We start from the raw sequence: 12,607 nt of genomic DNA, 5'->3' as shown, positions 1-12,607 counted from the left end.
GTAACGAGTTTCGAAGAGCAACACCTGAAAGCGTAACCGCTTTTGAATTTCGCAACTCGAAACCCGTACCTCGCAACGCCTGCCAACCCCTTCGACCCGATATCCGGTCACGGGGCTGCCAGGCAGAAATGATGAGCAAGGAAATCCCCGAGCCCGGTTCCGCCGGGCTTCTTTGATTAGACGGAGAACACAGATGTCCCGCGCCTATAACTTCTGCGCAGGGCCGGCGGCGTTGCCGACGGCGGTACTGGAACAGGCCCAACAGGAAATGCTCGATTTCCAGGGGAAGGGTTTGTCCATCATGGAAATGAGCCACCGGGACAAGGTCTTTGTGGACATCGCCGAAAAGGCCGAGCAGGACCTGCGCGACCTGATGGGGATCAGCGACGATTACGCCGTGCTGTTCCTGCAGGGCGGGGCGTCTACCCAGTTTGCCATGGTGCCCATGAACCTGTTGGGCGCGGGCGAAACTGCCGATTACATCAATACCGGGCAGTGGTCCAAGAAGGCCATCAAGGAAGCCGGCCGCTACGGCAACATCAATGTGGCCGCCAGCAGTGAAGACACCAACTTCACCACCGTACCCCCCCAGGATACCTGGCAGCTTTCTGCCAACCCGGCCTACGTGCATTACTGCCCCAATGAAACCATTGGCGGGCTGGAATACAGCTTCATTCCTGAGGTGGGCAATACGCCTCTGGTGGCGGACATGAGCTCCACCATCCTCTCCCGTCCGGTGGACGTGAACCGCTTTGGCCTGATCTATGCCGGTGCCCAGAAGAACATTGGCCCGGCGGGCCTGACCCTGGTCATCGTGCGCAAGGATCTGCTCGGCAAGGCCGCAGACAGCGTGCCGGCCATGCTCAACTACCAGACCCACGCTGACAACGGCAGCATGTACAACACCCCGCCCACCTATGCCTGGTACCTGGCCGGTCTGGTATTCGAATGGCTGAAAAAGCAGGGCGGCGTGGCCAATATGGCGGAAATCAACCAGCGCAAGGCCGAAAAGCTGTATGGTTTCATTGATGGCAGTGATTTCTACAGCAACCCGGTGGAAGTGATCAGCCGCAGCCAGATGAATGTGCCGTTTGTGCTGGGCGATGATCGCCTGGACAAGCCGTTCCTGGCGGAAGCCGATGCCGCTGGCCTGCTCAACCTGAAAGGCCACCGCAGCGTGGGCGGCATGCGAGCCAGCATCTACAACGCCGTGCCGGAAGCGGCGGTGGATGCCCTGATTACCTTCATGGCAGAGTTTGAGAGAAAGAACGCCTAGACGCTTCACGCATCACGCAACACGCCAGGTTTGATGGCGTGGGGCGGGCGTTTGGCGTAGTGATTGTTTGAGAGGTGGGTAAAACAATGGATTTGAACGGTTGGCACGAGATCGCAACGAACGCTCCCACGCTTGCTGGCGTGTTGCGTGATGCGTGCTGCATGCTTGCGAGTTCACAATGACCGATTCACTGGATTCCCTGCGTAACCAGATTGATGCGCTGGATCAGCAGCTGCAGGATCTGCTTAACGAGCGTGCCGCCCTGGCGCACAAGGTGGCGGAAGTGAAAATCGCCACCGACCCGAACCCGGTGTTCTATCGTCCCGAGCGTGAAGCCCAGGTGCTGCGCCGGGTGAAAGAGCGCAATCAGGGGCCGCTGGATGGCGAGACCATGGCGCGCTTTTTCCGCGAGATCATGAGTGCCTGCCTGGCGCTGGAACAGCGCATGAAGGTGGCGTTTCTGGGCCCGGAAGGCACCTTTACCCAGCAGGCCGCCCTCAAGCACTTTGGTCACGCGGTGGAATCCGTGCCGCTGGGTGCCATTGATGAAGTGTTCCGCGAAGTGGAAGCCGGTGCCGCCCATTACGGTGTGGTGCCAGTAGAGAACTCCACCGAGGGTGTGGTCAATCACACCCTGGATACCTTCATGACCTCCGAGCTGAAGATCTGCGGTGAAGTGGAGTTGCGCATTCACCATCACCTGCTGGCCGGTGAGCATACCCAGCGTGACAAGGTCACCCGCGTCTATTCCCACCAGCAGACCCTGGCCCAGTGCCGCCAGTGGCTGGATGCGCACATGCCCGGCGTGGAACGCATCGCGGTGAGCTCCAATGCCGAAGCGGCCCGTCGTCTCAAGGACGAGTGGAACGCCATGGCTATCGCCGGTGAAATGGCGGAAGAGCTGTATGGCCTGGAAGCGGTGCAGCGCAATATCGAAGACCGCCCGGACAACACCACCCGGTTCCTGATCATCGGCCGCCAGGACACCCCGGCGTCCGGCAAGGACAAGACCAGCCTGATGGTCAGCGGCAAGAACCGCCCGGGCCTGTTGTTTGAGGTGCTGGCGCCGTTCCGTGACGAAGGCATCAACCTGACCCGCCTGGAGTCCCGCCCGTCTCGCACCGCCAACTGGAGCTACGTGTTCTTTGTGGACTGCGAAGGCCACAAGGAAGAGGGCAGCCTGCAGGCAGTGCTGGACAAACTGGAAGCCGCCGGCAACACCATCAAGCTGCTGGGGTCTTACCCAAAAGCGGTGCTCTAAGCCTGCTGTAGGAGCTTGCCTGCAAGCGATCTTTTCTTGCCTGAGGCCAAATCGCTTGCAGGCTCGCTCCCACAAAGGAATAGCCACTGCAGAGGCTTGTCACAACGAGGTTTTGCGTCAGACGTCCGACTACAGACGTCCGACCCCGATCAGATAACCCCGGTGGCCAGGGTTGGCAACCAGGGGAGAAGGGAGCACACATCATGACCTGCGATTACATTCAATTAGCCAATAACGGTATCCAGCAGCTCAAGCCCTACGAGCCGGGCAAACCCATCGACGAGCTGGAGCGCGAGCTGGGTGTCACTGACATCGTCAAGCTGGCCAGTAATGAAAATCCGCTGGGTGCCAGTCACAAGGCCCTGCATGCGCTCAAGCACATGCATGAACTGCATCTGTACCCGGATGGCGCCACCTTCTCCCTGAAGGCGGCACTGGCAGAGAAACTCAATGTGGCCGGCAACCAGCTGACCCTGGGCAACGGCTCCAACGACGTGCTCGACATGATTGCCCGTGCCTACCTGCAGGAAGGTGATGAAGCGATTTTTTCCGAGTATGCCTTTGCGGTGTATCCGATCGTGACCCTGGCCTGCAATGCCAAGCCGGTGCAGGTACCGTCCAACCTGTTTGGCCATGACCTGGCGGCCATGGCAGAAGCGGTAACTGACCGTACCCGGGTCATCTTTGTGGCCAACCCGAACAACCCCACCGGTACCTGGTTCAATGCCCATGCCCTGGACGAATTCCTGTCGCGCATTCCCGAGCGGGTAATCGTGGTGCTGGATGAGGCCTACTTCGAGTACGTGGAAGAAAGCCATTACCCCAACGGCATTGAGCGCCTGGCCAAATACCCTAACCTGGTCGTGACCCGCACCTTCTCCAAGATCTACGGTTTGGCCGGTCTGCGCGTGGGCTATGGTGTGTCCAGTCCGGAGATCGCCGATGTGCTCAACCGGGTGCGTCAGCCGTTCAACGTGAATACTCCGGCACAGATCGCCGCGGAAGCCGCACTGCAGGACGATGACCACATCGAGAATTCGCGCAGTGAGAACACCACTGGCCTGGTGCAGATCGCCGAAGGCCTGCAGAAGCTGCATCTGGAGCAGATTCCGTCCGTGGCCAATTTCATTGCCTTCGATTGCGGCCAGCCGGCCATGCCGGTCTATGAGGGGTTGCTCAAGGAAGGGGTGATCGTGCGCCCGCTGGGTGGCTATGGCATGCCCAACCACCTGCGCGTGACCGTGGGCACCAGCCGCGAGAACGAACGCTTTCTGATTGCCCTCAAGCACGTGCTGCAGGATCTGGCGAATGGGTGATTGTCACCGTTTCGGATTCCCCGCCGTAGGAGCGTCGCTTGAGACGCGAACCTGCTTGCGAGATGCCGTGCCAGATTCGGCTCGCGCCTCAAGCGGCGCTCCTACAGAGGAAGGTGGGCACTCGAATGTCTGAACCCCTCTTCAATCGCATCGCCGTCATCGGCCTGGGCCTGATTGGCGGTTCCTTTGCTGCTGCTGCCCGAGAGAACGGTCTGGCCAATTCCATCGTGGCCGGCTCGCGCTCGGCGCGTACCCTGGAGCAGGGCATTGCCCTGGGGGTGGTGGATGACGGTAGTCAGGATCTGGCAGAGGCCGTAGAGGGTGCCGACCTGGTATTCGTGTCCACTCCGGTGTCAGCCATGGGCAAGGTGCTGGCGGCCCTGAAACCGGGCCTGTCCCGCACAGCCATCGTCACCGACGGCGGCAGCGTAAAGGGCAACGTGATCACCGCAGCCCGCGAGGCGCTGGGCGAGCACTATTCCCGCTTCGTGCCAGGCCATCCCATCGCCGGCAAGGAAAAAAGTGGTGTGACGGCGGCGGATGCGACCCTGTACCGGGATCATCGGGTGATCCTGACCCCCACCGACGATACTGATCCCGCTGCCACCGCCAAAGTGCGCGCTATCTGGACCGCCATGGGCGCCGAAGTGCTGCAGATGTCGCCGGATTATCACGACCAGGTGCTGGCGGAAACCAGCCACCTGCCGCACCTGCTGGCGTTCTCCCTGGTGGATACTCTGGCCCGGCAGGGGGATTCCAACGAGATTTTCCGCTATGCTGCCGGCGGTTTTCGGGACTTCACCCGGATTGCCAGCTCCGACCCGGTCATGTGGCACGACATTTTCCGGGAGAACAAGGCCGCCCTGTTGCAGGCGCTGGGCCTGTTCAGCGATGGCATAGACCGTTTCCGCGACGCCGTGGAAAAAGGGGATTCCGATGCCCTGATGGGCATCATGACCCGCGCCAATACGGCCCGGGCACACTTTATGGCCATGAACGGGCGCACTTCCTATACTCGCGCCCAACATTCAGGTGACGACACAATCATGACAGACACAAGCAAGGCCAACCCGACCTATCTGATGAGCCCGGGTGGCAAGCTGAATGGCCGCATTCGCGTGCCCGGCGATAAATCCATGTCCCATCGCTCCATCATGCTGGGCTCCCTGGCAGACGGCGTGACCGAAGTAGAGGGTTTCCTGGAAGGGGAAGATGCTCTCGCGACCCTGCAGGCATTCCGCGACATGGGCGTGGTGATCGAAGGCCCCAATAATGGCCAGGTGACCATCCATGGTGTTGGTTTGAATGGCCTGAAAGCGCCCACCAAGCCGCTGTACATGGGTAACTCAGGCACCTCCATGCGTCTGCTCACCGGTCTGCTGGCTGGTCAGGCCTTTGATGTGGAGCTCACCGGGGATGCGTCCCTGTCCAAGCGCCCCATGGAGCGGGTGGCCAAGCCCCTGCGTGACATGGGAGCCCAGATCATCACCGGCGACGAAGGGCGTCCGCCAGTGCGCATTCGTGGCGGCCAGTCTCTCAAGGCGATCCACTATGATCTGCCCATGGCCTCGGCCCAGGTGAAATCTGCCGTCTTGCTGGGTGGCCTGTATGCCGAAGGCGAAACCTCGGTCACCGAGCCGGCGCCCACCCGTGATCACACCGAGCGCATGTTGGGTGGCTTCGGCTACGACGTGCGTCGTGATGGCGCCACCAGCGCCGTGCAGGGCGGTGGCAAGCTCACCGCCTGCAAACTGGAAGTGCCGGCGGATATCTCCTCTGCGGCGTTCTTCCTGGTCGGTGCCTCCATTGCCGAAGGCAGTGAGGTGACCCTGCCGCACGTGGGCATCAATCCCACCCGTACCGGCGTCATCGACATCCTCAAGCTGATGGGTGCCGATATCCGTCTGGAAAACCAGCGCGACGCCGGTGGTGAGCCGGTGGCCGATATTGTGGTCAAGTCTGCGCCGCTGAAGGGCATCGAGATCCCCGAGGAGCTGGTGCCGCTGGCCATCGACGAATTCCCGGCTATCTTCATCGCCGCGGCCTGTGCCGAGGGCGACACCGTGCTGCGCGGTGCAGAAGAGCTGCGGGTGAAGGAATCTGACCGTATCCAGGTGATGGCCGATGGTCTGGCCGCGCTGGGTGTGGATCACGAAGTATTTGATGATGGCATCCGTATCACCGGCGGCGACTTCGGCGGTGGCGAGATTCAGTCCCATGGCGATCACCGCATTGCCATGAGTTTTGCCATGGCCTCCCTGCGCGCCAAGGGCCCCATCACCATTCATGATTGTGCCAATGTGGCCACCAGCTTCCCGGGCTTTGCCCAGCTGTCTGCCCACGCTGGCCTCCAGCTGGAGGAAAAATGACGGAAACCGCCGTACTCACCATCGACGGACCGGTTTCCTCCGGTAAAGGCACCGTGGCCCGACGAGTGGCGGCCGGTCTCGGCTGGCATCTGCTGGATTCCGGTGCGCTCTACCGTGTTCTGGGTTATTACGCCAGAAATCAAGGGGTTGCGCTGGATGACGAAGCCGCACTGGTGCCGCTGGCCAAGGCACTGCCGGTACGCTTTGTGGAAAGTCAGGGCGATACGGCAGTGATTCTGGATGGCGAAGACGTCTCCAATATCATCCGCCAGGAAAGCGTTGGCGAGCTGGCCAGCCAGGTGGCGGTGCTGCAGCCGGTGCGTGATGCGCTGCTGGCCCGACAGCAGGCGTTTGCTGAATCTCCCGGCCTGGTGGCCGATGGTCGCGATATGGGCACCGTGGTGTTTACCGCGGCCCCGCTCAAGATTTACCTCACTGCCAGCGCCGAAGAGCGCGCCAGACGGCGCTTTGAGCAGTTGAAGGAAAAGGGGTTTGGTGCTACCCTCGCGACCCTTGTTGAGGACATCCGCACCCGGGATGACCGTGACATGAACCGTGAGGTGGCGCCATTGCGCCCGGCAGACGATGCCGTGGTGATCGATTCCACCACGCTCTCGGTTGATGACGTGGTAAACCGGATTCTCGACGAGGCTGCAGCGCGCCAGCTGGTCTGAAGCTGTTTCGGCAAGCCGTCACGCAGTAGTCACACACCCATGGCACCCTTCGGCAACCCTTGCCGCGGGGCGTTTTTGATTCTGTGTTCAAGCGGCCGATCTGTCACTCCCTCACAAAGTAAGCCAGCTGGGGAGGGCGGGTCCAACTACTCATAACCCATGTCTGCTGGTTGGCATGTGAATGTAAACAGAGAGAAACATGACTGAATCTTTTGCTGATCTTTTTGAAGAAAGCCTCAAGGACCTCGACGTAGCTCGTGGCTCCATCATCAAGGGCACCGTTGTATCCATCGATAGCGATTGGGTAACTGTCAACGCTGGCCTGAAATCCGAAGGCATCATTGCCCGTGACGAATTCATCAACGAGGCAGGTGAACTGGAAATCGCCGAAGGCGACGAAGTAGATGTAGCCGTAGACGCCATTGACGATGGCATGGGCTTCACTCGCCTGTCCCGTGAAAAAGCCAAGCGCGCCGAAGTTTGGGGCGAGCTGGAAAAAGCTTTCGACGAAGACGAAATCGTAAAAGGTCAGATCTCTGGCAAGGTAAAAGGCGGCTTCACCGTGGACATCGGTCCGATCCGCGCCTTCCTGCCGGGCTCTCTGGTAGACATCCGTCCGGTGCGCGACGTTGCTCACCTGGAAGGCAAAGAGCTGGACTTCAAGGTCATCAAGCTGGATCCCAAGCGCAACAACGTGGTCGTTTCCCGTCGTGCGGTGATGGAAGCCGAGCACTCTCAGGAGCGTGAAGCACTGCTGGAATCCCTGCAGGAAGGCATGGAAGTCAAGGGTATCGTGAAGAACCTGACCGACTACGGTGCGTTCGTAGACCTGGGTGGCATCGACGGCCTGCTGCACATCACCGATATGGCCTGGAAGCGCATCAAGCATCCGAGCGAGATCGTGGAAGTAGGTCAGGAAATCGACGTCAAGGTACTGAAGTTCGACCGCGAGAAGATGCGTGTTTCCCTGGGTCTGAAGCAGCTGGGCGAAGATCCGTGGCACGACATCGTGGGCAAGTACCCGGAAGGTGCCAAGGTGAAGGCCAAGGTAACCAACCTGACCGACTACGGCTGCTTTGCCGAGATCGAGGAAGGTGTAGAGGGTCTGGTTCACGTATCCGAAATGGATTGGACCAACAAGAACATCCACCCGTCCAAGGTTGTAGAGATCGGCGACGAAGTGGAAGTGATGATCCTGGACATCGACGAAGATCGTCGTCGTATCTCCCTGGGTATCAAGCAGTGTCAGTCCAACCCGTGGGATGCCTTCGAGCAGAAGTACCAGAAAGGCGAGCGCATTTCCGGCAAGATCAAGTCCATCACTGACTTCGGTATCTTCATCGGTCTGGAAGGCGGTATCGACGGCCTGGTGCACCTGTCCGACATCTCTTGGGAAGAGCAGGGCGAAGACGCTGTGCGTAACTTCAACAAGGGTGACGAGCTGGAAACCGTGGTTCTGTCCATCGATGCAGAGCGCGAAAGAATTTCCTTGGGTATCAAGCAGTTGACAGACGATCCGTTTGCTCAGTATGTTGCTGCTAATGACAAGGGCGCAATTGTTAAGGGCAAGGTCACTGCGGTAGACGCGAAAGCGGCCACCGTGGAGCTGGCTGAGAATGTCGAAGGTACCCTGCGTGCCAGCGAAATCAGCCGTGACCGCGTTAACGATGCAACCGAAGTGCTCAACGTGGGCGACGAAGTCGAAGCCAAGATCGTCAACGTTGATCGCAAGAACCGTGTACTGAGCTTGTCCATCAAAGCGAAGGATCAGGCTGATGAGCGTGAAGCCATGGACAACCTGTCTGAACAGCAGGATGCCAATGCGCCGAAGACCATCGGTGATCTGATCAAGCAGCAGATGGAAAACAGCAACGAGTCTTAATCGGCTCCTCCCGCGGGGCCGGCAATAATGCCGGCCCCACTGGGCTGGGAGCCCAGGGAGCAAGCTGTAATGGCGTTAACCAAGTCTGAACTGATTGAGCGTATTGCCGACAGACAGTCCCAACTGTCGCCCAAGGATGTGGAACTGGCAGTCAAGACGCTGATCGAGGAAATGGCCGATTCCCTGGCCGGCGGAGGTCGCATCGAAATTCGCGGCTTCGGCAGTTTTTCCCTTCATTTCCGCGCCCCCCGTGTGGGACGCAATCCCAAAACCGGTGCCAGCGTCGAGCTGCACGGTAAATATGTTCCCCATTTCAAGCCTGGCAAAGAGTTGCGCGAACGCGTCAACGAATCCCTGCAGCTGGAAGGCAGCGATACCCAGGACTCGGAATCCGATGGCAGTCAGGCTGCGGCCAGCTGATCTTCCCCAAGCTGTAACCGGCGAGGGCCGGAGAGAGGAAACCTGCCATGCGTAATCTTTATCGCATTCTGGTGATTCTGGCTGTGGTGGCCATCTTCTTCATCGCGTTCCTGTTCGTGACCAGCAACCGTGATCTGGTCACCCTGGATCTGCTGGTGGACGGCTGGCACTGGGACGTCTCCCTGGGCGTACTGGTGATCGGTATTCTGGCACTCGGCCTGCTGGCCGGATTACTGGCCGGCATCGGCCTGCGTGGTCTCAAGAGCCTGTTTTCATGAATGAATCCCTGTGGTTGATCCCGTTCTTCTTCGTTGCCATCGGAGCGGGGTTTTTTCTGGGGCGCCGCGAGAGCCGGCGTCGTCAGCGCCGCCGCATGGCCTCCCTGTCCAAGGATTACGTGGCCGGCATCAACTTCTTCCTCAACGAAGAACCCGACAAGGGCATTGAGGCCCTGCTGAAAGGGCTGGATGTGGGTGAAGAAGGGCTCGACACTCACCTGGCCCTGGGCAAGCTGTTCCGCAAGCGTGGCGAGTTCGACCGCGCCGCCCAGCTGCATACCCATCTGCTCGAGCATGGCGATTATGCGCGTCCGGTGCAGGAAGAAATCCAGCTGGAACTGGCTCAGGATTATCTCGCCAGTGGCATCTTCGATCTGGCCGAGCAGGTGCTGCTGGAAATGCTCGATCAGAACTGCGAAGCCAGGGACGAAGTCTGTAGCCAGCTGATGGGCCTTTACGAGCAGGAAAGGGACTGGATCAATGCCATCAGCATGGGCGAGCGGCTGCTGAAGAACCGCCCCGAACTGGCACCGGTACTCGCCCAGTACTGCTGTGAGCAGGCCGAGAACCTGAAGCGCGACAAGGACATCAATCCGGCACGGCGCATGCTGCGCAAAGCCCTGTCGCTGGACAACAAGTGTGTGCGTGCCAGCTTCCAGGAAGGCGAGCTGGAAATGGACGAGCAGAACTGGGAGGCCGCCATCCAGGCTTTCCAGCGTATCTGGGTGCAGGACAGCGACTTCTTCGATGAAGTGCTGGACAAGCTGCGTAGCTGCTACGACGCGCAGGAGAAGGGCGAAGACTTCATCCAGATGCTTGCCGACTACAGTGCCGAAAAGCCCAGCACCAGCCGCATCCTGCTGCTCTCCGAGGCGCTCAAGGAGCGTTATGGCGACAAGGAAGCGGCGGACTTCATCGGCGAATACATGAAAGCCAACCCGTCCGTACGCGGCCTCAACAAGATTCTCGACATGAGCCTGGCCGGCATCGTCGAAGGCGAAGCCCGCGAACACCTGGATGCCCTGCGTCAGCTCTCCGAGAAGCTCGTCAACAACAAGAGCCTCTACAAATGCCGCCGCTGCGGCTTCGAAACCCCACTGATGCAATGGCGCTGCCCAAGCTGCAAACGCTGGGGCACCATCAAACCGGTGGTGAAGGAGGTTTAAAAGCAGCTACAAGCTACGCTTGACTAGATAGGGAAGCCCGGAAAAGTTCCCGGGTTTTTCGGTTAATGGAGAAGCCTTCCAAATCGTCGAGTTCGGCGACCCGCAGTATCTGATGCCTCTGTAGGAGCTATGCTTGCATGGCGATCCTCGTCTCAGCGAGGTAAGGATTCCAGAGCCCTGGATCGTGCTGTAGGAGTTCCGCTTGAGGGACGAACCGTGCGTAGCACGGCATCGACCGCAGGGCGATCAGGCATGTCCGGCTCGACAGGTCCCAAAAGAATAATCTCCCTTCGGTCGCCTCGCTTCGCGAGGTTCGCGAGCAAGCTCGCTCCTACAGCAACCTTCTGCGTTTGCGGGATACTAAAACGCCACTGCCATCAGCACGGCACCCTCCACCTTCCCCGTTAGTGTGAGTCGAGGAACGGAGCCCTGTGACGGCGTAGAGCAAAAAACCTGTCTGAGCGGAGCGAGTCTTTTTTGCGTCCGCCAGATCCTGAGTACCGGAGTGTGCCTGCGGAGCAGGCCGAACGGAGTCGGGGCAAGGGGGCGTAAGCGGGGGTTTGCAAAACATGTTTTGCCCGCTGGAGCGCCATTCCCATACCGGGGAATGGCCGGAATGCCAGAGGGGGGGCCAGTTCCCCCTTTGGGCCCGTCCGGCGAGGACACGCACCTGTCATAGCGCAATGACATATCAGCAAATACGGTGTCATCCAGGCGGAGACCACCATCACAGCAGAATTCGCGCCTCCAGTGGCGCTGCCTGCTCCGGGCCTGCTTGAACCCGGTTATCCCAACGCCTACCATACCCCCGCCTACCCACCACTCAGGAAATAGCCATGTCCATTACCAGCCCCGTTGTTGTCGCTCTGGATTACCCCGATCAGGCACAGGCCCTGGCCATGGCAGACCAGCTGGATCCGGCCAAGGTGCGGGTGAAGGTGGGCAAGGAAATCTTTACCCGCAGTGGCCCGGCAGTAGTGGACGCCCTGCATGGCAAGGGCTTCGAGGTGTTTCTCGACCTGAAATTCCATGACATTCCCAACACCGTGGCCGGTGCGGTGGCGGCGGCTGCTGACATGGGTATCTGGATGGTCAATGTGCATGCCTGTGGCGGCCAGCGGATGATGGAAGCCGCAGCCAATGCCATTGCCAACCATGCCAACCGCCCGCTGCTGATCGCGGTGACCGTGCTCACCAGCATGGAGTCGGCAGATCTGGAACAGGTCGGTGTGGTGGATGCACCGAAAGTGCAGGTGCGACGTCTTGCTGAACTGTCCAAAGCCTCCGGCATGGACGGGGTGGTCTGTTCCGCGCAGGAAGCGGTAATGCTCAAGGAAGCCTGCGGCAAGGATTTCGCACTGCTGACACCGGGCATTCGACCGGCCGGTGCAGATGCCGGTGATCAGCGCCGGGTGATGACCCCTGTGCAGGCCCGTGACGCTGGCGTGGATTACATGGTCATCGGCCGCCCCATTACCCAGGCCGCTGAACCTACAAAGGTAGTGGACGAAATACTACAAAGCCTCGCCTGATTCTCTGACAGCGATTGTCCTGCCTGGCTTATTACTGGCCGGTAGCAGGGCCTCTTATGGTGGTTTCTCCAAACACAAGGAGATCATCATGAAAGGATTTCAGATCGTATTTGCCGTCATCATGCTGGCCGTAACCAGCCTGTCCCAGGCCGTGGAAGTGACCCCGGTGACACCGCCGGGGGCGCAGGCCCAGTCAGCTAAAGCCGCCCCCATCAATCTCAACACCGCAGATGCCGCCCAGCTCGAGCAGTTGAAGGGCGTCGGCCCGAAAACCGCAGAGTCGATTATCCAGTGGCGCGATGCCAATGGTCCTTTTACCAGTGTGGATCAACTACTGGCGGTAAAGGGAATTGGTGAAAAGACCCTGGCTGGCATGCAGGATCAGCTGACAGTGCAGTAGCCAGTGCAGTAGAGAGAGCTGGAGGTCGCCTCT

The 12,607-nt window shown here is 59.8% G+C and carries 11 protein-coding genes; all 11 read left to right on the top strand.

Features of this window, described 5'->3' with window-relative positions:
• Positions 1–193: 193 nt before the first annotated feature.
• Positions 194–1,276 carry a 3-phosphoserine/phosphohydroxythreonine transaminase gene (gene serC / locus MWU49_RS04485; RefSeq protein WP_246968700.1) on the top strand — a complete coding sequence of 361 codons (1,083 nt, stop codon included), beginning with the start codon at positions 194–196 and terminating at the stop codon, positions 1,274–1,276.
• A 178-nt stretch (positions 1,277–1,454) separates the two neighbouring features.
• Positions 1,455–2,537, top strand: a complete 1,083-nt coding sequence (pheA, locus tag MWU49_RS04480; RefSeq protein ID WP_246968695.1) for a prephenate dehydratase — start codon at positions 1,455–1,457, stop codon at positions 2,535–2,537.
• Positions 2,538–2,740: 203 nt separating this feature from the next.
• A complete protein-coding gene (hisC, locus tag MWU49_RS04475; RefSeq protein WP_246968692.1) occupies positions 2,741–3,853 on the top strand; it encodes a histidinol-phosphate transaminase in 1,113 nt (370 codons plus the stop codon).
• Positions 3,854–3,978: 125 nt separating this feature from the next.
• The gene (locus MWU49_RS04470) at positions 3,979–6,222 is read left to right on the top strand and encodes a bifunctional prephenate dehydrogenase/3-phosphoshikimate 1-carboxyvinyltransferase (RefSeq protein WP_246968689.1); all 2,244 of its coding nucleotides are present in this window, start codon (positions 3,979–3,981) and stop codon (positions 6,220–6,222) included.
• Positions 6,219–6,896 (top strand): (d)CMP kinase, encoded by a 678-nt coding sequence (gene cmk / locus MWU49_RS04465; protein WP_246968686.1) that lies wholly within the window; start codon positions 6,219–6,221, stop codon positions 6,894–6,896. The genes MWU49_RS04470 and cmk overlap by 4 nt, the downstream gene beginning before the upstream one ends.
• Positions 6,897–7,095: 199 nt before the next feature.
• Entirely contained in the window at positions 7,096–8,778 is a 1,683-nt protein-coding gene (gene rpsA / locus MWU49_RS04460) for a 30S ribosomal protein S1 (protein ID WP_246968682.1), read from the top strand.
• A 69-nt stretch (positions 8,779–8,847) separates the two neighbouring features.
• Complete coding sequence (gene ihfB, locus MWU49_RS04455) at positions 8,848–9,198, top strand: integration host factor subunit beta (protein WP_246968678.1); 351 nt, start codon at positions 8,848–8,850, stop codon at positions 9,196–9,198.
• Between the two features lie 47 nt (positions 9,199–9,245).
• Positions 9,246–9,476, top strand: a complete 231-nt coding sequence (locus MWU49_RS04450; protein ID WP_246968675.1) for a lipopolysaccharide assembly protein LapA domain-containing protein — start codon at positions 9,246–9,248, stop codon at positions 9,474–9,476.
• Positions 9,473–10,642, top strand: coding sequence for a lipopolysaccharide assembly protein LapB (gene lapB, locus MWU49_RS04445; protein ID WP_246968672.1), 1,170 nt, complete (start codon positions 9,473–9,475; stop codon positions 10,640–10,642). The genes MWU49_RS04450 and lapB overlap by 4 nt, the downstream gene beginning before the upstream one ends.
• A gap of 836 nt (positions 10,643–11,478) precedes the next feature.
• Positions 11,479–12,174 (top strand): orotidine-5'-phosphate decarboxylase, encoded by a 696-nt coding sequence (gene pyrF / locus MWU49_RS04440; protein ID WP_246968669.1) that lies wholly within the window; start codon positions 11,479–11,481, stop codon positions 12,172–12,174.
• Between the two features lie 88 nt (positions 12,175–12,262).
• Positions 12,263–12,574: a helix-hairpin-helix domain-containing protein gene (locus MWU49_RS04435; RefSeq protein ID WP_246968666.1), complete on the top strand. Its 312-nt coding sequence runs from the start codon at positions 12,263–12,265 to the stop codon at positions 12,572–12,574.
• Positions 12,575–12,607 lie beyond the last annotated feature (33 nt).

Origin of the sequence: Alcanivorax sp. S6407 (assembly GCF_023016115.1) — a bacterium.
Lineage (GTDB): Bacteria > Pseudomonadota > Gammaproteobacteria > Pseudomonadales > Alcanivoracaceae > Alcanivorax.
This window is presented reverse-complemented; position numbering and strand designations above follow the sequence as displayed.